The sequence below is a fragment of the Microbacterium maritypicum genome, from assembly GCF_041529975.1.
In the GTDB taxonomy this organism is placed as follows: Bacteria; Actinomycetota; Actinomycetes; order Actinomycetales; family Microbacteriaceae; genus Microbacterium.
Map to the genome: position 1 here is coordinate 2,439,421 of NZ_CP168030.1, position 23,576 is coordinate 2,462,996.

22 protein-coding genes and 1 tRNA gene are annotated in these 23,576 nt (G+C 67.8%); 11 read left to right on the top strand and 12 right to left on the bottom strand.

Annotation, left to right across the window (positions count from 1 at the left end):
* Window positions 1–35: 35 nt before the first annotated feature.
* The gene (gene glgC, locus ACCO44_RS11865) at window positions 36–1,277 is read right to left on the bottom strand and encodes a glucose-1-phosphate adenylyltransferase (protein ID WP_029261775.1); all 1,242 of its coding nucleotides are present in this window, start codon (window positions 1,275–1,277) and stop codon (window positions 36–38) included.
* A 46-nt stretch (window positions 1,278–1,323) separates the two neighbouring features.
* Between glgC and glgA the strand changes: the two genes are divergently transcribed.
* From glgA to ACCO44_RS11880, 3 genes are all read left to right on the top strand, one after another.
* Window positions 1,324–2,508, top strand: a complete 1,185-nt coding sequence (gene glgA / locus ACCO44_RS11870) for a glycogen synthase (RefSeq protein ID WP_372466675.1) — start codon at window positions 1,324–1,326, stop codon at window positions 2,506–2,508.
* 17 nt (window positions 2,509–2,525) lie between these two features.
* A complete protein-coding gene (locus tag ACCO44_RS11875; protein ID WP_372466676.1) occupies window positions 2,526–3,311 on the top strand; it encodes an ABC transporter ATP-binding protein in 786 nt (261 codons plus the stop codon).
* Between the two features lie 91 nt (window positions 3,312–3,402).
* The gene (locus ACCO44_RS11880) at window positions 3,403–3,660 is read left to right on the top strand and encodes a type B 50S ribosomal protein L31 (RefSeq protein WP_028501712.1); all 258 of its coding nucleotides are present in this window, start codon (window positions 3,403–3,405) and stop codon (window positions 3,658–3,660) included.
* A 75-nt stretch (window positions 3,661–3,735) separates the two neighbouring features.
* On the opposite strand, the gene ACCO44_RS11885 is transcribed toward ACCO44_RS11880, so the two are convergent.
* Genes ACCO44_RS11885 through ACCO44_RS11895 form a run of 3 tightly spaced genes read right to left on the bottom strand, consistent with a single transcriptional unit; the run spans window position 3,736 to window position 7,324 of the window.
* Window positions 3,736–4,017 carry a hypothetical protein gene (locus ACCO44_RS11885; protein ID WP_372466678.1) on the bottom strand — a complete coding sequence of 94 codons (282 nt, stop codon included), beginning with the start codon at window positions 4,015–4,017 and terminating at the stop codon, window positions 3,736–3,738.
* A 53-nt stretch (window positions 4,018–4,070) separates the two neighbouring features.
* Window positions 4,071–5,324, bottom strand: a complete 1,254-nt coding sequence (locus ACCO44_RS11890; RefSeq protein ID WP_372466679.1) for an alpha/beta fold hydrolase — start codon at window positions 5,322–5,324, stop codon at window positions 4,071–4,073.
* The gene (locus tag ACCO44_RS11895; RefSeq protein ID WP_372466681.1) at window positions 5,321–7,324 is read right to left on the bottom strand and encodes a DUF262 domain-containing protein; all 2,004 of its coding nucleotides are present in this window, start codon (window positions 7,322–7,324) and stop codon (window positions 5,321–5,323) included. Before ACCO44_RS11895 ends, ACCO44_RS11890 begins: the two co-directional genes overlap by 4 nt.
* 176 nt (window positions 7,325–7,500) lie before the next feature.
* Between ACCO44_RS11895 and ACCO44_RS11900 the strand changes: the two genes are divergently transcribed.
* Together ACCO44_RS11900 and ACCO44_RS11905 are read left to right on the top strand one after the other, a co-directional pair.
* Complete coding sequence (locus tag ACCO44_RS11900) at window positions 7,501–8,274, top strand: hypothetical protein (RefSeq protein WP_105710063.1); 774 nt, start codon at window positions 7,501–7,503, stop codon at window positions 8,272–8,274.
* Between the two features lie 172 nt (window positions 8,275–8,446).
* Window positions 8,447–8,950 (top strand): DUF3145 domain-containing protein, encoded by a 504-nt coding sequence (locus tag ACCO44_RS11905; protein ID WP_029261782.1) that lies wholly within the window; start codon window positions 8,447–8,449, stop codon window positions 8,948–8,950.
* 150 nt (window positions 8,951–9,100) lie between these two features.
* Here the strand turns inward: ACCO44_RS11905 and ACCO44_RS11910 are convergent, their stop codons facing one another.
* Window positions 9,101–10,504, bottom strand: coding sequence for a PLP-dependent aminotransferase family protein (locus ACCO44_RS11910; RefSeq protein WP_372466682.1), 1,404 nt, complete (start codon window positions 10,502–10,504; stop codon window positions 9,101–9,103).
* Window positions 10,505–10,599: 95 nt separating this feature from the next.
* On the opposite strand from ACCO44_RS11910, the gene ACCO44_RS11915 reads away from it, so the two are divergent.
* Window positions 10,600–11,265 (top strand): YitT family protein, encoded by a 666-nt coding sequence (locus ACCO44_RS11915; RefSeq protein ID WP_372466683.1) that lies wholly within the window; start codon window positions 10,600–10,602, stop codon window positions 11,263–11,265.
* 76 nt (window positions 11,266–11,341) lie between these two features.
* Here ACCO44_RS11915 and ACCO44_RS11920 read toward each other — a convergent pair whose 3' ends face one another.
* From ACCO44_RS11920 to aceE, 6 genes are all read right to left on the bottom strand, one after another.
* Window positions 11,342–12,580, bottom strand: a complete 1,239-nt coding sequence (locus tag ACCO44_RS11920) for a beta-ketoacyl synthase (protein ID WP_029261785.1) — start codon at window positions 12,578–12,580, stop codon at window positions 11,342–11,344.
* Between the two features lie 93 nt (window positions 12,581–12,673).
* On the bottom strand, window positions 12,674–12,922 hold the full coding sequence (locus tag ACCO44_RS11925) for an acyl carrier protein (protein ID WP_017830435.1): 249 nt from the start codon (window positions 12,920–12,922) through the stop codon (window positions 12,674–12,676).
* A 68-nt stretch (window positions 12,923–12,990) separates the two neighbouring features.
* Window positions 12,991–13,992, bottom strand: a complete 1,002-nt coding sequence (locus ACCO44_RS11930) for a beta-ketoacyl-ACP synthase III (RefSeq protein WP_262001037.1) — start codon at window positions 13,990–13,992, stop codon at window positions 12,991–12,993.
* Window positions 13,989–14,909 (bottom strand): ACP S-malonyltransferase, encoded by a 921-nt coding sequence (locus ACCO44_RS11935; RefSeq protein ID WP_105710060.1) that lies wholly within the window; start codon window positions 14,907–14,909, stop codon window positions 13,989–13,991. The genes ACCO44_RS11930 and ACCO44_RS11935 overlap by 4 nt, the downstream gene beginning before the upstream one ends.
* A 94-nt stretch (window positions 14,910–15,003) precedes the next feature.
* Window positions 15,004–16,200, bottom strand: a complete 1,197-nt coding sequence (locus tag ACCO44_RS11940) for a CdaR family transcriptional regulator (RefSeq protein ID WP_029261788.1) — start codon at window positions 16,198–16,200, stop codon at window positions 15,004–15,006.
* A 31-nt stretch (window positions 16,201–16,231) separates the two neighbouring features.
* Complete coding sequence (gene aceE / locus ACCO44_RS11945) at window positions 16,232–18,958, bottom strand: pyruvate dehydrogenase (acetyl-transferring), homodimeric type (protein WP_105710059.1); 2,727 nt, start codon at window positions 18,956–18,958, stop codon at window positions 16,232–16,234.
* A 154-nt stretch (window positions 18,959–19,112) separates the two neighbouring features.
* On the opposite strand from aceE, the gene ACCO44_RS11950 reads away from it, so the two are divergent.
* The 4 genes from ACCO44_RS11950 to ACCO44_RS11965 all read left to right on the top strand — a co-directional run bounded on the left by ACCO44_RS11950 (window position 19,113) and on the right by ACCO44_RS11965 (window position 21,832).
* Window positions 19,113–19,185 (top strand) — tRNA-Val (locus ACCO44_RS11950).
* 50 nt (window positions 19,186–19,235) lie between these two features.
* Window positions 19,236–19,793 (top strand): dihydrofolate reductase family protein, encoded by a 558-nt coding sequence (locus tag ACCO44_RS11955; protein WP_372466686.1) that lies wholly within the window; start codon window positions 19,236–19,238, stop codon window positions 19,791–19,793.
* A gap of 142 nt (window positions 19,794–19,935) precedes the next feature.
* Window positions 19,936–20,823, top strand: coding sequence for a TIGR01777 family oxidoreductase (locus ACCO44_RS11960; RefSeq protein ID WP_372466688.1), 888 nt, complete (start codon window positions 19,936–19,938; stop codon window positions 20,821–20,823).
* Between the two features lie 55 nt (window positions 20,824–20,878).
* Window positions 20,879–21,832 carry an L-lactate dehydrogenase gene (locus ACCO44_RS11965; protein WP_372466689.1) on the top strand — a complete coding sequence of 318 codons (954 nt, stop codon included), beginning with the start codon at window positions 20,879–20,881 and terminating at the stop codon, window positions 21,830–21,832.
* Window positions 21,833–21,866: 34 nt separating this feature from the next.
* Here ACCO44_RS11965 and ACCO44_RS11970 read toward each other — a convergent pair whose 3' ends face one another.
* A complete protein-coding gene (locus ACCO44_RS11970; protein WP_372466691.1) occupies window positions 21,867–22,631 on the bottom strand; it encodes an SDR family oxidoreductase in 765 nt (254 codons plus the stop codon).
* A 100-nt stretch (window positions 22,632–22,731) separates the two neighbouring features.
* On the opposite strand from ACCO44_RS11970, the gene ACCO44_RS11975 reads away from it, so the two are divergent.
* Entirely contained in the window at window positions 22,732–23,568 is an 837-nt protein-coding gene (locus ACCO44_RS11975; RefSeq protein ID WP_372466692.1) for a helix-turn-helix transcriptional regulator, read from the top strand.
* Window positions 23,569–23,576: the final 8 nt, after the last annotated feature.

Genomic DNA, 23,576 nt, shown 5'->3' on the forward strand with positions numbered 1-23,576 from the left:
TCGATCACCTGGCGTGCCGATGTGCCATGACGGCGTCAGCGTTCGATGAAAACGCCCTTGCCGACGACGGTGATGCCGGACTCCGTCACGGTGAAACCCCGTGCGAGGTCCCGCTCGCGATCGACGCCCACCGTAGCCCCGTCGGCCAGCACCACGTTCTTGTCGAGGATCGCCCGATGGATGCGCGCGCCCTGCCCCACCTGGACGTGGTCGAAGACCACCGAGTCCGTGATGGTCGAGCCGCCGCCGGCGAGCGTCCAGGGGCCGACCACACTGCGTTCCAGATGGGTGCCGGACAGGACCGATCCGAGCGAGACGATCGAGTCGATCGCATTCCCGATGCGCCCGACCGAGTCCCGCACGAACTTCGCGGGCGGCGAGTTGACCGCTTGCGAGTGGATCGGCCACTCCATGTTGTAGAGGTTGAACACGGGCAGGGTCGAGATCAGGTCGCGGTGCGCGTCGAAGAACGAGTCGATCGTCCCCACGTCCCGCCAGTAGGAACGATCGCGCGGGGAGGAGCCGGGCACGTCGTTCTGCTTCATGTCGTAGTATCCGGCCTCGCCGCGGTCGACGAAGTACGGGACGATGTCGCCGCCCATGTCGTGCCCGGAGGTCGGCGACTCGCCGTCGGCCTCGACGGCGGCGATGAGTGCGTCGGCGTCGAAGATGTAGTTCCCCATCGAGGCGAGCACCTCGTGCGGCGAATCCTCGAGGCCGGCGATGTCGGTCGGCTTCTCCAAGAACTGCTTGATGCGCCCGGACTCGGCATCGGCATCGATCACCCCGAACTGCGAAGCCAGGGCGAGGGGCTGGCGGATCCCGGCGACGGTCGCCTTCGCACCGGATTCGATGTGGGCCTCCAGCATCTGCCGGAAGTCCATCCGGTACACGTGGTCGGCGCCGATGACGACGACGATGTCGGGCTTCTCATCGTTGATCAGGTTCATGCTCTGCAGGATCGCGTCGGCGGATCCCGAGAACCATCGCTTGCCGAGTCGCTGCTGCGCGGGGACCGAGGTCACGTACGAATCGAGGAGCGCCGACATCCGCCAGGTCTGCGAGATGTGCCGGTCGAGGCTGTGCGACTTGTACTGCGTCAGCACGACGATCTGCCGCAGGCCGGAGTTGATGAGGTTCGAGATGGCGAAATCGATCAGGCGATACTGTCCGCCGAACGGCACTGCGGGTTTCGCGCGATCCGCCGTGAGCGGCATGAGGCGCTTGCCCTCGCCGCCGGCGAGGATGATCCCGAAGACCTTCTTTGGAGCGGACATGGCTCCACCATAGATGCGTTCCCGGCCGCTGTACTAGCGTTCAGACATGCGAGTCGAAATGATCACGAAGGAGTACCCGCCCGAGGTCTACGGCGGTGCCGGAGTGCATGTGGCGGAACTCGTCGCCGCGCTTCGAGAGCACGTCGACGTGCGGGTGCGTGCGTTCGGGGCGACCCGCGACGAACCCGGTACCTTCGCCTATCGCACGCCCGCGGAACTCACCGGAGCGAACCCCGCGCTGCAGACGCTGGGGACAGACCTCGAGATCGTCGCCGCCATCGCCGACGCCGACCTCGTCCACAGTCACACCTGGTACGCGAACTTCGCCGGCCACCTGGCCTCGCAGCTTCACGGTATCCCGCACGTTCTCACCGCGCACAGCCTGGAGCCCCTCCGCCCCTGGAAGGCCGAGCAGCTGGGCGGCGGTTACGCGATCTCCAGCGGCATCGAGCGACTCGCCTACGAGAACGCCGCCGCGGTGATCGCGGTGAGCGCCGGCATGCGCGCCGACATCCTCCGCAGCTATCCGCAGGTCGACCCTGCGAAGGTCCGCGTGATCCACAACGGCATCGACGTCGAACGCTGGCGCCCGGTGCAGGACGCGGCATTCCTCCGGTCGATCGGAATGGATCCCGCACGTCCCTCCGTCGTGTTCGTCGGCCGGATCACGCGGCAGAAGGGTCTGCCTTATCTGCTGCAGGCCGCCCGACTCCTACCGCCCGAGGTGCAGCTCGTCCTGTGCGCCGGTGCCCCGGACACCCCGGAGATCATGGCCGAGGTGCAACAGGGAGTGCGGCTTCTGCAGGAGACGCGTGAAGGCGTCATCTGGGTGGAGCGGATGCTGCCGCGCGATGAGCTGTCGGCGATCCTGACCGCGGCGACGACCTTCGTCTGTCCCTCCGTCTACGAACCTCTCGGGATCGTGAACCTCGAGGCGATGGCCTGCGGCGCTGCGGTCGTCGGCACCGCGACCGGGGGCATCCCCGAGGTCGTGTCCGACGGCGTCACGGGTCGGCTCGTACCGATCGAACAGCTGCAGGACGGCACCGGCACGCCGGTGGATCCGGAGCGCTACGTGGCGGACCTGGCCGCAGTGCTCACCGAGGTCGCCATGGATCCGGAGCGCGCGCGGGCCTACGGTGAGGCCGGACGCGAGCGCGCGCGGGACGACTTCAGCTGGGCCGCGATCGCGGAGACGACGCGCGCGCTCTACGCGGAGCTCACCGCCTGAGCCGATAGGCTGGAACCATGCCGAGCGCTCTGGAATTCACCGACGTCGTCGTGCGCCGTGAAGGACGCAACATCATCGATCACGTGACCTGGGAGGTCGACGACGATCAGCGATGGGTGATCCTCGGACCGAACGGGGCGGGCAAGACCACCCTCCTGCAGCTGGCCGACACCCTCATGCACCCGACCTCGGGCACCGTGGCCGTGCTGGGCGAGACTCTGGGCCGCACCGACGTCTTCGAGGTGCGCCCGCGCATCGGGTTCGCCTCGTCCGCGATGGCCAAGCGCGTTCCCCGCGACGAGACGGTCCTCAACACCGTGCTCACCGCCGCATACTCGGTGCTCGGTCGCTGGAACGAGAACTACGAGGACATCGATGAGCGCCGCGCGCTCCGCGTCCTCGCCGACTGGCGCCTCGACCACCTGGCGGACCGCACGTTCGGCACGCTGAGCGATGGCGAGCAGAAGCGCGTGCAGATCGCGCGCGCCGTGATGACCGATCCGGAGCTACTGCTGCTGGACGAGCCGACCGCCTCGCTCGATCTCGGATCGCGAGAAGAGCTGCTGGCGCTGCTCAGCGGGTACGCTTCCTCGCCGACGACGCCGGCGATGCTGATGGTGACGCACCACGTCGAGGAGATCCCGGTGGGTTTCACGCACGTGATGCTGATTCGCGACGGCGCGATCGTCGCGGCCGGACCGATCGCCGAGACGCTCACGGCCGAGGCGCTCACCGACACGTTCGGCATGCCCATCGTGCTCAGCAGCGAAGACGGCCGCTACGCCGCCCGCGCAGCATCCTGATCCAGGTCTGATAGAATCGATCCTTGGTGCTCTCCGCACCGCAGACTTCCCTCGTCCCTGGCACAATCCAGGGCAGCAACTAAGGAATCCCATGAAGACTGACATTCACCCCGAGTACAAGGCTGTCGTGTTCCGCGACCTGGGCTCGGGCGAGACGTTCCTCACCCGTTCGACCGTGACCGGCGACAAGACCATCGAGCTGGACGGCGTGGAGTACCCCGTCATCGATGTCGAGATCTCGTCCGCGTCGCACCCGTTCTACACGGGCAAGCAGCGCATCATGGACTCGGCCGGCCGCGTCGAGAAGTTCAACCAGCGCTTCAAGGGCTTCGGCGGCTCGTCCAAGTAACGACTGCCACGAAGAAGGCCCCATGCTCCGCGGAGCGTGGGGCCTTCTTCGTTCCTCGAGGGCTCTGGGACGGTCTCAGACGTCGATGACGATACGGCCGGAGTCGATGCGGCTCGGCGGGTCGCCTGGCGAGGGCGCCGGTGCCGTCCGCTGCGTCTGCCGGTCGCGTTCCAGCCCGGCCTCATATGCCGATGGCATCCAGATCGCATCGAAGGAGCCGCCGAACCCACCGCCTGCGCCGTCGTACTTCTCTTCTACGGGCTTCTGGGAGAACGTGTGCGCGATGCCGAACGCGACGAGACCGGGCCCTGCGATGAGGACGATCGCCACATAGATCCAGCCGAACACCTCGTTCATGACGACAGCGTATGCCCGATTCGGCGAGAGCCCATCCCCCTCAGGGATGATCCTCAGCGCAGGCGGCGGCCCTGCGCCAGGTCGATGAGGCGCGACAGCACGGGACCCGAGCGCAGCCCGTTGTGCTCGTGCTCGCTGGTCACCCACAGCTTCACGCCGGGTAGCAGGCGTGCTGTCTCGAGCGAGAACTCCATCGGGACGTACACGTCGTCGACATAGACGGCGGCGGCGCCCGTAGCCCCGGACGCGGCGATCGCCTCGGCGTCGTAGATGCTCGGCCATTCGTACTCCGCGAGCGCGAGGGTGACGTCACGCCAGGGGCGGAAGGCGGGAACCGTCTCGGTCCAGTCGCGCCGGATGTGCTCGCCCGTGAAGAGCGTCGGGTCGTCGCGGAAGTCGGAGGGCTCTGTGCGTTCGGCCGACCATCGGGTGGCGTGGCCGTCGGCGTAGCTGGACTCGTGGAACGCGAAATACAGCGGATTGCGGCCGTCGAACGGCATCGCGTGCATCAGGTCGTGCCGGAAGGCGTTGGAGGAAGGGTCACGCTCGAGCAACGACCAGACGGTCTGCCAGCCGTCGTTCGTGCCGAGGGCCGAGCCCATCGATCGCAACCGCGATCGGGACACGACCTCGCCGTCGGGGAGGACGATATCGCCGGCGTCTGCCAGATCGACGAGTCGCCGCATGGCGTCGCGGTGCTCCGGGAACCGACGGTAGTAACGCTCGGAGGTCGTGCGCATTTTCTCGTAGCAGAGCGCGTACACATCATCGGGGTGGCGCCCGATCGCGCTGAGTCCGCCCGTGATGAAGACGTCCTGCAGCGAGGACGCGTCCGTCGAGAGGTAGGCCAGTGTCGTGAAGCCGCCGAAGGACTGCCCGAGCACGCTCCAGGTGGCAGCTCCCAGGTGTTCGCGGATCGCCTCGCAGTCGCGCACGATCGAGTCGGCGCGCAGGTGGGTCAGCTGCTCGGCCACGGCCTCGGCGCCGCGGGCGAGATCGTGATCGCCGACCGGGGTCGAGCGGCCCGTTCCGCGCTGGTCGAGGAGCACCAGACGGTAGTGGGCGAGAGCTTCATCCAGCCAGGCCGGCGACGTCGAAGAATGGAACGGGCGGGGAGCTTCGTGCCCTGGTCCGCCCTGCAGGAAGACCAGGAAGGGGAGGGTCTCACCGCCTTCGCGGGCGACCACGCGCGCGAAGATGTCGATGGTGCGGGAGTCGGCAGGATCGCCCCATACGAGAGGGACGGTGAGCGTGTGCTCTTCGACGGTGAGATCCAGCAGCTTGCGGACGACGGTGGTCATGATCACATCACATTCCCGATATAGGAGTACTTGACGAAGACCTCCGAGGCGATGCCCGACTCCTCGAGCACCCCCTGCACAGCGGTCATCATGTAATTGGAGTCCCAGCCCATGTAGAGGAAGTGGGATTCGTCGAGCGCGTCCCACTGCCCCTTCCACGCCATGTCCTGGTAAATCGGCCCGCCATGGGCGGCACAGTAGGCGAGGGCAGCGGCCCTCGTGTCGGTCCACGCGCGTCGGAAGACCCGGTTGAAGAGGTACTTCACGTCGGGGACCTCCCAGCGCTCACCGCGGTACTCGACGTAGTCGAACTCGCGTTCCCAGCCGGTCGGCCAGCCGCGACGGCGCACGGCATCCAGGATCGGGGTCAGGCCGTCGTCGTCGATCTCCGGCAGTGCCGGTCGCGCCCAGATGCGGATCAGGTCGGCGGTGAGGGCGACCGTGCGCCGGGTGATGGCGGCCGTGTTCCAGGTCGGGACCTCGGCGAGCTCGCGGGTCGCCGGCACCGCGCTGCGGGCATACGCCTCATCTCGCTTGACGGGGAAGGCGGCGCCGAACACGCGCTCGGTCAACGGCTGCTCGAGCAGGGTCAGGTTGCCGAGAGTCGGGGCGAGCGCGCGATGGCTGTTCTGTTCGTCCTCGGAGTACTCGTTCCAGGGGCGTTCTCCGTCTCCCGACCAGGCGTCGCCGGGGACAGTGGGCACGATGTGCTCCACGTCGAACCCGTCGACGTCGTCGACGCCTTCCAGGCGACCGAGCACGTACGCGGGGTGGGGGAGCTCGCTGTACTTCAGTACCGCGCTCACACGCTCGTCGGAGGGGGTGATCCGCGCGAAGGCGCGGGCGAGCGAATCGCGACCTTCCCGGCGTGCGCGGCAGAGCCTGGCGATCAGCCTCTCGGCCGGAAGGTTGACCAGCGCGCGGCGGAGGTACAGCGACTGGATCCACTCCAGCGTCTCGAGGAGTTCGGCGCGGTCGATGACGCCCCGCGCGTGATCGCTGTACACGCTCAGCACGAGGGGATACGACGAGCGCCCGAAGGTGTTGACGTGCCGCAGCTGCTGCGCGATCTCCGGGTCTTTCTCCCGTGAGGGATCGAGGAGGATGCCGTATACCTCTGCGTAGTGCCGCCACTCTTCCGCGTCTGCCTGCAGGTGGGTGACGTCGACGCGGGGGAAGGACTGCCGGAACGCGCTGTACACGCCGTGCTCGCCGTTCGCCGCCACCTCGCGGCCGGTGACGAGCACGAGGTAGTGCCGCCAGAACGCGCCGATGGCCTCACCGGTGTGATGCTCGATCGGCACCCAGAACCGGGCTTCGACGTCGACCTGCTCCGCGTGGCTGAGCCCCATCAGGATGTAGTTGTGGATGAGCTCGTGGTCGCGCAGCGGCTCGCCCGTGGAGTTCAGGCTCTCGAAGATCTGCTGGGCGTTCGCCTCGGCTCCGAGGGTGATCGACACGTGCTCGAGCTTCTGCAGCCCACGCCAGATGAGGGGAACCTCGTCAACGTGGATCTGACTGCGGAAGAAGGCGTAGTTGTCATCGAAGCGGGATTCGCGGTCCGCGTCGTCGCGGCGGTCGAGCACGACGGACTCGTATAACTCGGCCCACGCATCGTGCGGGCGCAGCTTGGTGCGGCCGCGGTCGTCCGAGCGTACGAGCACGCGTTCCAACGAGGCGGCCAGAGCGGCATCGGTGTCGCGGATCGCATGGTGCAGCGCGGCGACCAGCAGCATCAGCGTGGTGATGCGCTGCTGACCGTCGATGAGGATCAGGTCGGAATCGGTCGACGTGCCGTCTTCGGCGGAGAGGATCGAGCCGATGAAGTGGCGGTGGGCGTCGTCCTCCCGCGCGACGGCGCGGATGTCGGAGAGGAGACGCTCGCACCCGCCGATGTCCCAGCGGTACTGCCGCTGATACACGGGGACGACGATGGTGGTGGTGCCCGCCGCGAGCCACTCGATCGTGTTGACTGCTGTCGCCTCGACGTTGGTCGCGGTGCTCATACTGGTGTCTCGTCCTCCCGTAGCGACGGGTGCCGAGGACTCGCCGGGCGCCCCGATCAGTCTATTCGGTTATCCACGGCCGACCTCCGAAGGGCTCGCGGGCTTCGCTGTTAGGCTTGCCTTATCAGGGCCTGTTAAAACGTGCTGGCCCCCGATGAAAGGAACATGACTCGATCATGGGTTACATCAAGTCCGCTGCCCTCGAGGAAAAGGGATTCGTCGTCCTCGACAGCTACAACCAGGAGCTCGACCCCAAGGAATGGCTCGACATCGAGTACAACGACTGGAAGTCGTCGGGTGACACCCGCTTCGCGCCGCTCGCCAGTGCCTTCGGCGACATCGAGTGCAACGGCTTCTGGAACCACAAGCCGCCGCGCACCGACAAGGACGGCGTCTGGATCGATTCGCAGACCGAGAAGGCTCCGAACCTGACGCGTCGTGCGCAGGAGCCCGGCGCCAACGTCGGCCGCTGCCGCGTGATCGAGCTGCAGCCGACCCCCTACGGCGAGTGCCTCTACAACCTGCACCAGGACGACAACAACCGTCTGAACCCCGACGGTACCGGCTGGGTGGTCCGCGGCTTCTTCAACCTGACGGACGACAAGGACAGCTACTTCGTCCTGCGCGAGAACCGCACCGACCCGAGCATCGAGTACCGCATCGCCCTTCCGGCCGGCGCACAGCTCATCGTCGACACCCAGCGTCTGTGGCACGCGGCCACGCACAACGGCACCGAGCCGCGCTACTGCCTCATCACGTCGTGGACCTCGGGCCCCGAGCTCGACGCGTACATCGAGAAGTACCACGGCACTGACGATGTCCCCAACTACGAGGTCGACCAGGAGACGCTGGAGTTCGGCTACGCCGAGCAGGCGCGCAAGGACGCTGCTCGTGCGGCGTACTACGCGGCGAAGGGCCAGCAGGTCAAGCAGGCCATGAGCGAGGCGTGATCCTCTTCTGAGCACTGCGAAGGCCCCGGTCCATGTGACCGGGGCCTTCGTCGTCGAATCACATGCTTGTGATTTCAGGAGATCTCGGCGAGAATGGGCCCACAACCGCATATTCTCGCCACTTCGTGGTTCAGGTCGTTGGGGAAGACGCACCTGATGAAACGGAGAGATCATGGCGACGGCTTACTCACGCGGAGTGGTGTTCATCCACTCTGCGCCTCGCGCGCTCTGCCCACACCTCGAATGGGCGGTGGGTCGCGCTATCGGGCGTGCGGTGAATTTCGACTGGACCGCGCAGCCCGTCCTCGAGGGTGCCCGGCGGGCCGAGTTCTACTGGGATGGCCCTGTCGGCACGGGTGCTGCTCTCGCGACGTCCATCCGCGGGTGGGAGCATCTGCGGTTCGAGGTGACCGAGGACCCCACTCCGCGCAGCGACGGCGGACGCTGGCTGCACACTCCCGACTTGGGCATCCATTACGCCCAGACGGATGCCGCCGGCAATATCGTCATCGGCGAGGACCGGATCCGCTACGCCATGGAGATCGCCGCGGGCAGTGCGATCGAGTTGCAGCGCGAGCTGGACATCGCGCTCGGATCCGCCTGGGACGAGGAACTGGAGCCGTTCCGGCACGCGAGCGACGACGCCAGAGTCGTCTGGCTCCACAAGGTCGGCTAGCCGACGCCACGGACCGGGAGCGGGGGAGGCGTGAGTATCGGATGCCGGTGAGTCATCCCGGACGCTGAGAAGACGTATCCCCGCTCCGCACGACGAGGACCCCGCCCCGAAAAGAGGCGGGGTCCTCGCCGTGCAGAGGTGGCTCGCCGGTCAGATGACGGCGGTGTGCCGCAGCTCGTGGGTGCGCGAGTGCGCGCCGCCGCGCACGTCTTCCCAGGCGAGAGCCAGTCGTTGCATGGCTTCGGTCGTCCGCTCCGGCGGGAGAGTGATGGGGATGCGCAGTCGACGTTCGAGCACGCCGCCGGTCGTGAAGCGGGGGCCCGGCGGCAAGACGAGACCATGCTCTCGCGCAGCCAGGGAGAGGGAGGTGGAGAGCGGCGCCTCGATGTCGATCCAGGCCGAGAGGCCGCCGGGCGTAGACGGCATCCGGAACCCGGCGATCCCTGAGACGCCGCGCTCGACCGCGTCGCGCCCTGCGCGCAACCTGCGGCGAACGTGAGACGTCAACGCCGGCATGTCGTCCAACAGCTCCACGGCGATGCACTGCTCCAGCAGGGCGGTGCCCAACTCGAAGGAGGGGCGCACGGCGAGCAGTCGCGCGATCACAGAGCGCTCCGCGCGGATCCAGCCGATGCGCATACCGCCCCAGGCGATCTTCGACATCGATCCGACGGTGATGACATTCGGTCCGCTCGCAGCCATCGGTGCAGGCGCCCATCCGCGATCGATGTCGAGCTCTGCGGTCGTCTCGTCGACGATGAGGTGGGTGCCGACGTTCCGAGCCGTCGTCACGATCCGCGAGCGCTCGTCATCGGGAAGCGTCGCGCCGGTGGGGTTGTGGAAGTCGGGGATGAGGTAGGCGACGTGCGGACGCGTCCCGAGAAGCGTCTCGTTCAGATGCCGGGTGTCCCAGCCGTCGACGTCGACGGGCGTGGGCACCAGTCGGTATCCGTGCCGGTGCAGCGCCTCGAGCGCGTGGGGGAACGTCGGCTGCTCGACCAGTGCCCTTTCACCGCGACGCCCGATGGCCGTGAGGATCAGGTTCACGGCGTTGAGCGCCCCCGACGTGATGATGATCTCGTCGGCGGAGGTCGGTGCTCCGCGATCGCGGAACCGCTGGGCGACGGCTTCACGGAGCTCAGGGAGCCCGCGGAGCGAATACCCGCTGGTGCCGCGCAGGGCCGCGAGGCGGGGAAGGGAGCGGACTGTCGCGTCGTACAGGCCGGGTGTCGAATCCATCGAGGCGATCGAGAGGTCGATGGCGTCGTCGTCGGCGTCCGCGCCCGCAGCGGTGCGACCGTGCGGCAGCGTGACCCGGGTGCTTCCTCCGTGCAGGCGGGAGACGTAGCCGTCGGCCTCCAGCAGGCCGTATGTGCGGGTGATCGTCGAGCGTGATCGGCGCAGTTCGAGCGCGAGCGCCCGCTCACTCGGCAGACGCTCGCCGACCGTGAGACGGCCGTCGAGGATCAGCGCCCTGATGCGGTCGGCGAGCGCCGTCGCTGCGGTGCCCGCGACGTTATCCACTCCGAGCTGTTCGACGAGCCGTGATCCCATGCCTCCAGCATGGCGCAAAGTGGTCTGATATGCGCAGGCCACTTTGCGGCGAGTGGCTTCGCATCGGACCGTGGTCCACGGGCCAGAGTAGGAGGATGTTCCTCCGTTCTCTGTTCCTCCCCATAGCCGCCACCAGCCGGCGTGACCTCGTCGAGCGGCTCGTGCAGCTTCTCGTCGGTCTGTTCCTCTACGGTGTGGCGCTCGGCTTCATGGTACGAGGTGGCATCGGTGTGGCGCCGTGGGATGTTCTGGCGCTGGGCCTGGCGGGGCAGACAGGCGTCGGATACGGAGTCATGACCGTGCTCGTCTCGATCGTCGTGCTGCTGCTGTGGATCCCGCTGCGTCAGCGGGTGGGGCTCGGCACGGTGCTGAACGCGCTCCTGGTCGGCCCGTGCGCCGATCTTGCTCTCTTCCTGATCCCGCAGCCCTCTTCGGTGTGGATCGGTGCCCCCATGTTCGTCTTCGGGCTCCTGCTCCTCGCCTTCGCGACGGGCCTCTACATCGCTGCCGACTTCGGGCCTGGGCCGCGCGATGGCCTGATGACGGGGCTGGTTCGCCGCACCGGATGGGCGGTGTGGCTCGTCCGCACCCTGATCGAGGGAAGTGTGCTGCTCGTCGGCTTCCTCCTCGGCGGCCCGGTGGGCGTCGGAACGGTGCTCTTCGCCTTCGGAGTCGGTCCGCTGATCGGGTGGTTCCTGCCCCGCATCACGCGCATCCGTGAAGCCCGTTCGCGTCAGCTCGGGACACTGCGCGCCGTCTGAGCGGCTTCGGACTCCGGTCCTGTTGCGCGAAGAGAGGCCCCCGGGATCCCGGGGGCCTCTCTTCGCGTATGCAGGGTCAGTCGGCGCTGGCGACGACCAGCACGGCGTTGTGTCCGCCGAAACCGAACGAGTTGCTGATGGCGATCTGGGGGCCGTCGCCGAGTGGCGTGGCCTCGCCGGAAAGACGGAACGGAACCGCCGGGTCGGGCTCGGTCATGTTGATGGTCGGCGGAGCGACGCGATCACGCAGCGCGAGAAGCGAGAAGATCGCTTCGAGTGCCCCCGTACCACCGAGCAGGTGTCCGGTGGAGGCCTTCGTCGCCGACACGGGGATCTCGTCGATCCGGTCGCCGAAGACCTTCTTGAGAGCGACGTACTCGTTCGGGTCGCCGACCGGGGTCGACGTCGCGTGCGCGTTGATGTGCGTGACCTGGTCAGCGGTCACGCCGGCCTCGTCGAGCGCCTGCGTGACCGCTCGTGCTGCGCCGTTGCCCTCGGGGTCGTTCCCGGTGATGTGGTACGCGTCGGCAGTGACTCCGCCGCCGAGCACGTAGCCGTAGATCTTGGCGCCGCGAGCCTTGGCGTGCTCCTCGGTCTCGAGGATCAGCGCGGCCGCACCCTCACCCATGACGAACCCGTCACGGTCGATGGCCCCGGGGCGGGAGGCGTGGGCAGGATCGTCGTTCCGACGCGACAGTGCCTGCGCCGATGCGAACGAAGCCATTGTGATCGGGTGGATCGCGGACTCGGTGCCACCGGCGATCACGACGTCCGCGAGGCCGTCCTGCAGGTGGTGGAAAGCGTGGATGATCGACTCCGTGCTGGAGGCGCACGCACTGACGACGGTCTGCGCATAGGCGCGAGCCTCGAACTGCAGCGAGAGGTTGCCCGCAGCGGCGTTCGGCATGAGCATCGGGACCGTCAGCGGCATGACCCGTCGCGGGCCCTTCTCACGCAGCGTGTCCCAGGCGTCCAGCAGGGTCCAGAGACCACCGATGCCGGTGGCGAAGTCGATGCCGAGGCGCTCGGGCGCGACCTCGGGGGAACCGGCGTCGGCCCATGCCTCGCGGGCCGCGATGAGGGCGAACTGCGACGACGGATCCAGGCGCTTGGCCTCGTGGCGGGGGAGTACCTCTTCCGGGCGCACGATCGCCTCGGCGGCGAACGTGACGGGCAGCTCGTACTGCTGAACCCAGTCGTGTTCGAGCGTGCGGGTGCCGGACATTCCGGCCAGCAGGTTCGTCCAGTTCTCCGGGGCCGTGCCGCCGATGGCGGATGTGGCGCCGATGCCGGTGACGACGATGCGCTTGGTCATGGGGTGTGGTTCCTTGTCGAACGTCGAAGGGGGTGAGAGGGCAGGGCGGAGGATGCCACTCCCCGCGAGGTGGGGGGTGGCATCCTGCCGGTATTACTCCTGGCCCGCGACGATGAAGCTGACGGCGTCGCCGACGGTCTTCAGGTTCTTGACCTCGTCGTCGGGGATGGTGACGCCGAACTTCTCCTCGGCGTTGACGACGATCGTCATCATCGAGATGGAGTCGATGTCGAGGTCATCGGTGAACGACTTCTCAAGGGCGACCTCGGAGGCGTTGATGCCGGTCTCGTCGGTGATGAGCTCTGCGAGGCCTGCGAGGACCTCATCGTTGGTGAAAGCCATGTGGTCTTCCTCTTTCTTACGGGTTGTATTCGGAACCGTGGAACAGTCTAGAGAAGGTCAGCGCATTCTCAGGGAAGGACGACGACCTGTGCGGCGAACACGAGTCCGGCGCCGAAGCCGATCTGCAGGGCGAGACCGCCCGAGAGCTCGGGGTGCTCGGCCATCAGACGGTGGCTCGCCAGGGGGATCGACGCCGCCGAGGTGTTGCCCGTGGTCTCGATGTCGCGGGCGATCACCGTGGTCTCCGGCAGCTTCAGCTGCTTCGCGAACTCATCGATGATGCGCATGTTCGCCTGGTGCGGGATGAATGCGGCGATGTCGGCGGGCTCGACGCCGGCCCGGTCGAGCGCCTCGCGCGCGACCTTGGCCATCTCCCACACGGCCCAGCGGAAGACCGTCTGGCCCTCCTGGCGCAGGGTCGGCCACGGCACCACGCCGTCGCGGAAGTCGGTCAGCGTGCCGTTCATGCCCACGGCGTCGGCCTTCGAGCCGTCGGAGCCCCAGACAGCGGGGGCGATGCCCGGCGTGTCGCTCGGGCCGATCAGTGCGGCACCCGCCCCGTCGCCGAGGAGGAACGAGATGCTGCGGTCGGTCGGGTCGACGACATCGGACAGCTTCTCGGTGCCGATGACCAGTGCGTAGCGGGCTGCTCCGGCCTTGATCAGGGCGTCGGCCTGGGCGATCGCGTAGGCGTATCCGGCGCAGGCCGCGTTGATGTCGTAGGCGGCGGCCGGATTCGCACCGACGCGGTCGGCGACGATGGCCGAGACCGAGGGGGTCTGCTTCGGGTTGCTGATGGTCGCGACGATCACCAGGTCGACCTGATCGGCCGGCACGCCCGACTTCTCGATGGCCTCGGCTGCGGCCGTGGTGGCGAGGTCGATGGCGTCGGTGCCCTTGTCGGCACGGGCACGAGTGATGATGCCGGTGCGCTGGCGGATCCACTCGTCGCTGGAGTCGATCGGCCCGATCAGGTCTTCGTTCGGCACGGCGTTCTCACCGCGGGCGGCACCGTACGAGTAGATGCGGGTGTAGGCGGGGCCGGTGACCTGGGCGAGGGTGACGCTCATGCGGCTTCTCCGTTCAGCAGCGCGACGGCTGCATCGAGGTCTTCGGGGGTCTTCACAGCAACGGTCGGCACGCCACGGAGGCCGCGCTTGGCGAGTCCGACCAGGGCGCCAGCGGGAGCGAGTTCGATCACACCGGTGACGCCGGCGTCGGAGAACGACCGCATGCACAGGTCCCAGCGCACGGGGGAGGAGACCTGGTCGACGAGGTAGCTGAGCGCCTGAGCGCCGTCAGCGACGGCAGAGCCGTCACGATTGGTCCACAGCGTGATGTCGGGGTTCGCGGGCGTGACATCGGCGACCGCATCGCGGAGGGCCGAGACGGCCGAGGCCATGTAGCGGGTGTGGAACGCACCGGCGACCTGGAGGGGGATCACGCGCGTGCCTTTGAGGGGCTCCTCGGCGAGAGCTGCGAGGGCAGGAAGCGCGCCGGCGACCACGATCTGTCCACCGCCGTTGTAGTTCGCGGGGGCGAGGTCGAGTTCGGCGAGTCGTGCGAGGAGGGCTTCCTCATCGCCACCGAGAACCGCGCTCATGCCGGTCTGCTCCTGCGCTGCGGCATCGGCCATCGCACGACCGCGGATGCCGACGAGGCGCATGCCGGTCTCGGCGTCGATCACATCGCTGCCCACGAGCGCCGCGATCTCGCCCACCGAGTGTCCGGCGATGCCGTCGGCGCGGCGTCCCGCCTTCTGGACGAGTGCGTCACCGGCGATCAGGGACGCTGCGACGATGAGCGGCTGCGCGATGCGCGTGTCACGGATGGTATCGGCATCCGACACCGTGCCGTGTTCGCGGAGATCGACCTCTGCGGCATCCGAGTACGCGGCGAGGCGCTCGGCCACTCCGTCGAGCTCGAGCCAAGGAGCGAGGAAACCGGGGGTCTGCGAGCCCTGACCAGGGCATACGACGACAATCACCCACCCAGTCTGCCAACGATTGCGGCAGAGCGGTGGATGATCCATCACAAGATTGCGAGAAACCCTTGTGTGTGGCGCACAGATCGGCCGGGTATCAGCGCTGCTGTCGCCGAAGCGGGGCTCGTCGCCGCACCTGCTCCGCCGTGCCGATGGAGCCGAGGATCAGCGCGGTCTGCAGGATGAGCGCCTCGCGGGGACCGGTGGCATCCCACCCGATCACCTCGCTCACGCGCTTGAGTCGGTAGCGCACGGTGTTCGGGTGCACGAAGAGCTCGCGGGCCGTCGCCTCGAGGGAGCGTCCGTTGTCGAGGTAGCTCCAGAGGGTGGTGACCAGGTCGGTGGAGTGCGCCTGCAGGGGACGGAAGATGCGCTCGATCAGCGTCTGCTTCGCGAGCGGGTCTCCGGCGAGGGCTCGTTCCGGGAGCAGGTCGTCGGCTTCGACCGGACGGGGTGCGCTGCGCCAGGCCCGGGCGACCGCGAAACCGGCCAGGGCTGCCCGCGCGCTCTGGCTCGCGTCGACGAGCGCCGCGACAGCGGGCCCGAGTACGACATAACCCGGTCCGAACGACGGCTCGAGCCTGGTCGCGATCTCCTGGAACCCCAGCTCCTCTTCTTCCCCTTCAGCTCCTTCGGCGCGTGCGCGCCCGAGGACGAGGACGAGACGAGAGCCCTGAACGCCGATGAGCACGTCGACGGCGAGCTTCCTGGCCGTTCGGCGGACGAGGTCCACGTCGAACTGTGGAGGGGTGGTGCCGACCAGGACGGCGACCTCGCCGTGGCCGTGCCAGCCGAGTGCCGCGATCCGGCTTGGAAGCTCTTCGTCAGCTTCGCCGGTGAGGATCGAGTCGACGACGAGGGCTTCGAGGCGCGCATCCCAGAGGCCGCGGGCCTCCGCAGCTCTGGCGTACACATCCGCCGCCGCGAAGGCGACGTCGCGCGAGTACAACAGGATCGCCTCGCGGAGATCGTTCCCCCGCCCGGCGACGCGTTCCTCGGTGACCTCGACGGTCACGCGGATGAGCTGCAGGGTCTGCTGGAGGCTGACGCTGCGCAGCAGCTCACGCGGTGCCGCGGCGAAGATGTCCGCCGCGATCCACGGCGTGGAGTTGGGGTCTTCGTACCACTGGATGAACGACGTGATTCCCGCCTGGGCCACCAGCCCGACCGCGGAGCGGCGGGCTGGTGGCATGTCGGCGTACCACGGGAGGGTGTCCTCCAGGCGCTTGATCGTCACCGAGGCGATGTCACCGGAGATCCGGCGCAGCCAGGTGAGCGTCGCGGCCTTGTCCATGCCGGAAGGAGAAGAACCTGTCACTGAGGGCTCAGCTTTCGCCACCCGCGTTGCCGCTGGTGCCGGCGTTCACGTCGTGCAGACGGTACTTCTCGATCGCCTGCGCCGCGAGCGAGCGGTCGACCTTGCCGTCTTCGGCGAGCGACTGCAGCGTGCGGACGACGATCGACGGGCCGTCGATCTTGAAGAAGCGACGAGCAGCTGCACGGGTGTCCGAGAAGCCGAAGCCGTCGGCGCCGAGCGTGGCGAAGCGGTTCGGGACCCACGGGCGGATCTGGTCCTGCACGGCGTGCATGAAGTCGCTGACCGCGACGACCGGACCTTCGGCGCCCTGGAGCTTCTGGGTGAGGTACGCGGTGCGCGGCTCCGCCTCGGGGTGCAGGAAGTTGTGCTCGTCAGCGGCGAGGCCGTCGCGGCGCAGCTCGGTCCAGGAGGTGACCGACCAGACGTCGGCGATCACGCCCCAGTCGTTCTTCAGCAGCTCCTGGGCCTCGAGAGCCCAGGGGAGTCCGACACCCGACGCGAACAGCTGCGCGCGGGGGCCGTCGCCCTCGCCGACCGAGATGCGGTGGATGCCGCGGACGATACCGTCCACGTCCACGTTCTCCGGCTCGGCGGGCATCACGATCGGCTCGTTGTAGAGCGTGATGTAGTACATCACGTTGGGGTCCTCGTGGTTGCCGCCGTACATGCGATCGAGACCGGAGCGCACGATATGCGCGATCTCGTAGCCGTAGGCCGGGTCGTACGAGATCGTCGCCGGGTTGGTGGCGGCGAGCAGATGCGAGTGGCCATCGGCGTGCTGGAGGCCTTCACCGGTGAGGGTGGTGCGACCGGCGGTGGCGCCCATGATGAAGCCGCGGGCCATCTGGTCTCCGGCAGCCCACTGAGCGTCGCCCGTGCGCTGGAAGCCGAACATCGAGTAGAAGATGTAGACCGGGATGAGCGGCTCACCGTGCGTGGCGTAGGAGGTTCCGGCGGCGGTGAAGGCTGCGAGTGCGCCGGCCTCGTTGATGCCGACGTGCACGATCTGGCCCTGCGGGCTCTCCTTGTAGGCGAGGAGCAGCTCGCGATCGACCGACGTGTAGTGCTGGCCGTTCGGGTTGTAGATCTTCGCCGAGGGGAAGTACGCGTCCATACCGAACGTGCGCGCCTCGTCGGGGATGATCGGCACGATGCGGTGGCCGAAGTCCTTCGAACGCAGCAGGTCCTTGAGCAGACGGACGAATGCCATGGTGGTGGCGATCTCCTGCGTGCCGGAACCCTTCTTGGGAAGCGCATATGCGGTGTCGTCCGGCAGCGACAGGCCGACGTGCGTCGAGCGGCGCTCCGGTAGGTAGCCGCCGAGTGCCTGACGGCGCTCGAGCATGTACTGGATCGTCTCGTCCTGGGGGCCCGGGTTGTAGTACGGGGGCAGGTACGGGTTCTCCTCGAGCTGCGCGTCCGTGATCGGGATGTGCATCGCGTCGCGGAACGTCTTCAGGTTGTCCAGCGTCATCTTCTTCATCTGGTGGGTCGCGTTGCGGCCCTCGAAGTGCGGACCGAGGCCGTAGCCCTTGACGGTCTTCGCGAGGATGACGGTGGGCTTGCCCTTGTGCTCGGTCGCTGCCTTGAACGCGGCGTAGACCTTGCGGTAGTCGTGGCCACCGCGCTTGAGGTTCCAGATGTCGTCGTCGGAGTAGTCCTTGACGAGGGCGGCGGCGCGCTCGTCGCGGCCGAAGAAGTGCTCGCGGATGTACGCGCCGGACTCGGCCTTGTACGTCTGGTAGTCCCCGTCGGGGGTGACGTTCATCAGGTTGAGCAGAGCGCCCTCGGTGTCGCGGGCGAGCAGGTCGTCCCACTCACGGCCCCAGACGACCTTGATGACGTTCCAGCCGGCGCCGCGGAAGAACGACTCCAGCTCCTGGACGATCTTGCCGTTGCCGCGCACAGGGCCGTCGAGGCGCTGCAGGTTGCAGTTGACGATGAAGGTCAGGTTGTCGAGGCCCTCGTTGGCGGCGACCTGCAGCTGGCCGCGGCTCTCGACCTCGTCCATCTCGCCGTCGCCGAGGAACGCCCAGACGTGCGACTGGGACGTGTCCTTGATGCCACGGTTCTCGAGGTACTTGTTCGACATCGCCTGGTAGATCGCGTTGATCGGGCCGAGGCCCATCGACACGGTCGGGAACTGCCAGTACTCCGGCATCAGGCGCGGGTGCGGGTACGACGGGATGCCGTGCGGTGCGTGCGACTTCTCCTGGCGGAAGCCGTCGAGCTGGTCCTCGCTCAGGCGTCCTTCGAGGAAGGAGCGGGCGTAGGTGCCGGGGGAGGCGTGGCCCTGGATGAAGATCTGGTCGGCGCCGCCCGGGTTGTCGGCACCCTTGAAGAAGTGGTTGAAGCCGACTTCGTAGAGAGCCGCCGACGAGGCGTAGGTCGAGATGTGACCGCCGACGCCGATACCGGGGCGCTGCGCGCGGTGCACCGTGATCGCGGCGTTCCACCGGATCCAGGCGCGGTAGCGGCGCTCGATCTCCTCGTCACCGGGGAACTCGGGTTCGTTCTCGGACGCGATGGTGTTGATGTAGTCCGTCGTCGGGACCATCGGCACGCCCAGGTGCAGCTCCTTCGAGCGCTTGAGGAGGCTGAGCATGATCTCGCGGCCTCGGCCGTGGCCCTTGGCATCGACCAGCTCGTCGAGGGACTGCTGCCACTCGCCGGTCTCCTCCGGATCGCTGTCGAGGGGGCCCTGGGAATAAGGATCCTGGTCGTGCACGGTCACGGGGCGAACCTTTCGTCAAGCTGGCAGGTCATGCCAAGGAAACGGGAAGCGACACGGGCAGCCTTGTCAGCTGTGCACAACGCGCGCCGCAATCAGCCTATCCCTCTTCTACGACACGGGTGCGCATCGGGTGGCCGATACACTGGGTGCACCAGGGCCTTTAGCTCAGCTGGTAGAGCGCCACGTTTACACCGTGGATGTCGTCGGTTCGATCCCGGCAGGGCCCACACCACCTCGAACCCTGGCGGTCGCCGCGTCGCAGTCCTATGCTCCCCGCATGGGACTCCTGACCTTCAGCATCAACATCACCCTCGACGGCTGCGTCGACCATCGGGAGGGCATCGCCGATGGCGAGACCCATCCCCTCTTCACTCAGCTCATGGACGAAGCCGGCGCGATGCTCTGGGGTCGCACGACCTACGAGATGATGGAGAGCGCGTGGCCGGCGGTCGCCCGCGGAGAAGTGGAGGCAGATTCCACGATGCGGGAATGGGCGGTCAAGCTCGACGCCAAGCCGAAGTATGTGGTGTCGTCCACTCGCGAGGACTTCCCCTGGGCGAACAGCCATCGCATCGCCGGAGATCTGCGCGCGGGTGTGCAGAAGCTCAAGGACGAGACACCGGCGGGGGTGCTGCTCGGCAGCATCTCTCTGGCTGCCGAACTCGACCGGCTCGGCCTCGTCGACGAGTACCGGTTCCTCGTCCAGCCCCGGATCGTCGGTCACGGACCGACCCTCTACGAGAGGGGACTGCCGAGCACGCGACGGCTCGCGCTGATCTCGGCGACGCCGCTCCGGAACGGAGCTATCTGGACGCACTACCGACGCGCCGATTGACCTGCGACAGACGGGGTGGAATCGAGCACCGGACCTACCCGTCGCGAGCCATCGGCGCAAGGCCCGCAGCTCCTCGAGCCTCGAGCGCGTACCCTCGGACCCACGGCAAGACTCGATGATCAGGGACGGGGAGTTCTCACACATGGCGCGACGCATCGTCATCAGCGGGGCATCGGGACTGATCGGGTCCGCCCTCGCATCATCGCTCCGCGCCGACGGCGTCGAGGTGACCGCACTCATTCGCCGGGCTCCGCGGTCCGACGCCGAGGCGCAATGGGCACCGGGGGAGCGTGCCCTCGATCCGGACGTGCTCGCCGGGGCCGAAGCCATCGTCGCACTGGGCGGTGCGAGTGTCGGACGGCTGCCGTGGACAAAGGGGTACCGTCGTGAGCTGGTCGACTCTCGTCTGCAGGCGACGCGGACGATCACGACCGCTCTGCGTTCTCTGCGCTCCGAAGCCCCGGCCCTCGTGTCGGCGTCCGCTGTCGGCTACTACGGGTCCGTTCCCGGCGAGGTGCTCACGGAGGATTCCACTGCTGGTCAGACGTTCCTGGCCGACCTCACCGTGCGCTGGGAGGCCGAGGCGCGCCAGGCCGAGGACCACACCAGGGTCGCGCTGCTGCGCACGGCGCCCGTCATCCACCGGCGCGGAGTGCTCAAGCCCCTCATCCAGCTGACCAGGTTCGGCGTCTCCGGCCCGCTCGGACGCGGCACGCAGATCTGGCCGTGGATCTCACTCGACGACGAGGTGGCGGCGATCCGGCACGTGCTGGACCAGAAGATCGCCGGTCCCGTCAATCTGACGGGGCCCACTCCTGCCTCCGCGAACGACATCGGCCGTGCCCTCGCGGCCCGGATGCACCGTCCGTTCTGGCTGCCGGTGCCGACCTGGGTACTCCGGTTCGCACTCGGCGATGCGGCGGAGTCTCTGCTGCTCCCGGACGCGGACGTGCGCCCTCAGGTGCTCGAGCGCACGGGGTTCCGGTTCACGCACGCCACCGCGGCCGCCGCCGTCGCCGCAGCGCTCTGAGATCTCCCGGCGCCACCCCTCCCGGATCGGCGCCCGGCACTGTAAGACTGAGCGCATGGAGATCATCGAGAACTCGAAGCTCACGGTCGTCGGTGCGGGAAGCGTGGGATCGAGTGTCGCCTACGCGGCGCTGATCCGCGGGTCGGCCCGACACGTCGCGCTCTACGACATCGCGACCGAGAAGGTGGAGGCCGAGGTGCTCGACCTCGCCCACGGAACGCAGTTCACCGGTTCGAGCGACATAGTCGGCGGCAGCGACATCTCGGTGGCCGCGGGGTCGCATGTCGTGGTCATCACCGCCGGAGCGAAGCAGAAGCCGGGACAGACCCGCATCGAGCTCGCCGAGGTCAACGCCGGCATCATCCGTCGCATGATGCCGGATCTGCTCGAGGTCGCCCCGAACGCGGTCTACGTGATCGTCACCAATCCGTGCGATGTGCTCACGGTGATCGCGCAGGAGGAGACGGGGCTTCCGCCGGAGCGGATCTTCGCCTCCGGAACAGTGCTCGACACCTCCCGGCTGCGCTGGAAGCTGGGGGAGCGCGCCGGCGTCTCCACCGCCAGTGTGCACGCGTACATCGTCGGCGAGCACGGAGACACGGAGTTCCCGCTGTGGTCGCGGGCGACGATCGGCACGGTCCCGATCCTGGAGTGGGAGACGCCGGGGCACCCGCGATTCACCCTCGACGAGTTGCAGGACATCGCGGTCGACGTGCGCGACGCCGCGTACAAGGTCATCCTGGGCAAGGGCGCGACCAACTACGCGATCGGTCTGTCCAGCGCGCGCATCGTCGAGGCGATCCTGCGCGACGAGCACGCCGTGATGCCCGTGAGCACAGTGCTGCGCGACTTCCACGGTCTCGACGGGGTCGCGCTGTCCGTGCCGTCGATCGTGAGTGCGAAGGGTGCCGTGCCCATCCGTAACACCTCGTTCTCGGACCACGAGCTCGGGCTGCTCCATCAGTCCGCGGATGCGCTGCAGGCGGCCGCGGCCGATCTGCGCCGCTGAGGGGACGCCGGCGCGAACCGGCAGCCCTTCGCTCTCAGCGTCCGTGCGGGTCGGTCCGGTTCAGCGTCGCGACGACCTGGTCGTAGTCGCCGCGAGCCTCGCCGTAGCGGAGGAACTTCACCCGCTCGACCTGGATCTCGGTGGCGTGCGGCTGTGACTCGATCAGTGCCGTCACCTCGTCGATGAAGTCGTCGAGCGGCATCGCTGCCTCGTTGTCCTCGTGACCCGGCATGAGCTGCGTACGGACCGCCGGCGGCTCGAGCTCGAGCACAGAGACGCTCGTCCCCGCCAGCTGCAGGCGCAGCGATTCGCTGAGCATGTGGATCGCGGCCTTGCTGGCGTTGTATGTGGGCGTCACACGAAGCGGGGCGAAAGCGAGCCCCGACGACACGGTCATGATCGTGGCGTCCTGCTGCGCACGCAGGTGGTCGATGAACGCGGCGATGAGGCGGATCGGACCGAGGATGTTCGTGGCGACCGTCTCTTCCGCCGTGGTGAGGAAGCCCGAAGGCGTCGTCCAGTCCTCGGTGCGCATGACCCCGGCCATCGTGATGAGCACGTTCAACTCGGGGTGCTCGGTGATCACCGTGCGCGACGCGTCGTCGATGCTTGCCGCATCCGTCGTGTCGATCCGAACCGTGTGGATGCCGGGGTGTTCCTCGGCGATCGAGGTGAGACGGTCCTGCCGGCGCCCGCCCACGATGACAGTATTGCCGCGTTCGTGCAGGCGCAGAGCGAGGGCGAGGCCGATACCGCTGGTCGCGCCGGGGATGAAGATGGTGTTTCCGCTGATGTTCATGTTCCCAGCCTCGGCTCCACTCGATTGGTGCTCCAGAGAGCGGTCATCCAGGGATCGGTGGTCCCTGGAATGTGCGGCGACGCCGGTGGATACTTCAGGAGTGGATCGTGATGCATTGGCCGAGTTCCTGCTCCGTCGCAGGGAGTCCCTCACCCCTGCGGATGTGGGGCTCTCGGCGGGCGCCCGTCGTCGTACCGCGGGGCTGCGCCGCGAGGAGGTGGCCCAGCTGGCGACCATGTCGACGGACTACTACACGCGCCTCGAACAGCGGCGGGGTCCGCAACCCAGCGTGCAGATCCTCGCCTCGCTCGCCCGGGCGCTGCGGCTCACCGAGGACGAACGCGACTACCTGTTCCGCCTCTGCGGACACAGCGCTCCCGACCGTGCGCACGTGACCGACTACGTGCGCCCCGGCATCCTCCGCGTGCTCGACCGGTTGCACGACACCCCCGCCTTCGTCGTCTCGCTTCTCGACGAGGTGCTGGTGCAGAACGACGCCTCCCGCGCGCTCGTGGGCGACGCGAGTTCACTCACCGGTCTCGACCGCAGCGGCATCTACCGGTGGTTCGCTTGTCCCGACGACGAGCGGCGTCGGTATCGCGAGGCCGACCACCCGCGACAGGCTCGTGCACTCGTCGGGTCCCTTCGTGCGGCCCACGGTGTGATGGGGGCGCGTTCACGGGCGGGCGAGATCGTCGCAGAACTCGCTGCTCGGAGCCCGGAGTTCGTCGAGCTGTGGGATGCGCATGAGGTGAGCCGCAGGTTCGAGCAGCACAAGGTCATGGTGCACCCCGAGCTCGGCGAGATCGAGGTCGACTGTCAGGCGCTCTTCACCGAAGACGAGTCGCAGGCGTTGATCGTGCTCACGGCAGCGCCGGGCAGCGAAGCGGCGAGCAAGCTCGAGTTCCTGCGGGTGCTGGGGACGCAGAACGTCTGACCGAACGC

Coding starts and splice junctions, on each gene's coding strand:
- glgC (WP_029261775.1), bottom strand. CDS start 1,277: ATGTCCGCTCCAAAGAAGGTCTTCGGGATCATCCTCGCCGGCGGCGAG.
- ACCO44_RS11885 (WP_372466678.1), bottom strand. CDS start 4,017: ATGAACGAGGTGTTCGGCTGGATCTATGTGGCGATCGTCCTCATCGCA.
- ACCO44_RS11880 (WP_028501712.1), top strand. CDS start 3,403: ATGAAGACTGACATTCACCCCGAGTACAAGGCTGTCGTGTTCCGCGAC.
- ACCO44_RS11965 (WP_372466689.1), top strand. CDS start 20,879: ATGGAGATCATCGAGAACTCGAAGCTCACGGTCGTCGGTGCGGGAAGC.
- ACCO44_RS11955 (WP_372466686.1), top strand. CDS start 19,236: ATGGGACTCCTGACCTTCAGCATCAACATCACCCTCGACGGCTGCGTC.
- ACCO44_RS11960 (WP_372466688.1), top strand. CDS start 19,936: ATGGCGCGACGCATCGTCATCAGCGGGGCATCGGGACTGATCGGGTCC.
- ACCO44_RS11925 (WP_017830435.1), bottom strand. CDS start 12,922: ATGGCTTTCACCAACGATGAGGTCCTCGCAGGCCTCGCAGAGCTCATC.
- ACCO44_RS11875 (WP_372466676.1), top strand. CDS start 2,526: ATGCCGAGCGCTCTGGAATTCACCGACGTCGTCGTGCGCCGTGAAGGA.
- ACCO44_RS11895 (WP_372466681.1), bottom strand. CDS start 7,324: ATGAGCACCGCGACCAACGTCGAGGCGACAGCAGTCAACACGATCGAG.
- ACCO44_RS11940 (WP_029261788.1), bottom strand. CDS start 16,200: ATGGACAAGGCCGCGACGCTCACCTGGCTGCGCCGGATCTCCGGTGAC.
- ACCO44_RS11930 (WP_262001037.1), bottom strand. CDS start 13,992: ATGAGCGTCACCCTCGCCCAGGTCACCGGCCCCGCCTACACCCGCATC.
- ACCO44_RS11910 (WP_372466682.1), bottom strand. CDS start 10,504: ATGGGATCACGGCTCGTCGAACAGCTCGGAGTGGATAACGTCGCGGGC.
- ACCO44_RS11970 (WP_372466691.1), bottom strand. CDS start 22,631: ATGAACATCAGCGGAAACACCATCTTCATCCCCGGCGCGACCAGCGGT.
- ACCO44_RS11915 (WP_372466683.1), top strand. CDS start 10,600: ATGTTCCTCCGTTCTCTGTTCCTCCCCATAGCCGCCACCAGCCGGCGT.
- glgA (WP_372466675.1), top strand. CDS start 1,324: ATGCGAGTCGAAATGATCACGAAGGAGTACCCGCCCGAGGTCTACGGC.
- ACCO44_RS11920 (WP_029261785.1), bottom strand. CDS start 12,580: ATGACCAAGCGCATCGTCGTCACCGGCATCGGCGCCACATCCGCCATC.
- ACCO44_RS11900 (WP_105710063.1), top strand. CDS start 7,501: ATGGGTTACATCAAGTCCGCTGCCCTCGAGGAAAAGGGATTCGTCGTC.
- ACCO44_RS11905 (WP_029261782.1), top strand. CDS start 8,447: ATGGCGACGGCTTACTCACGCGGAGTGGTGTTCATCCACTCTGCGCCT.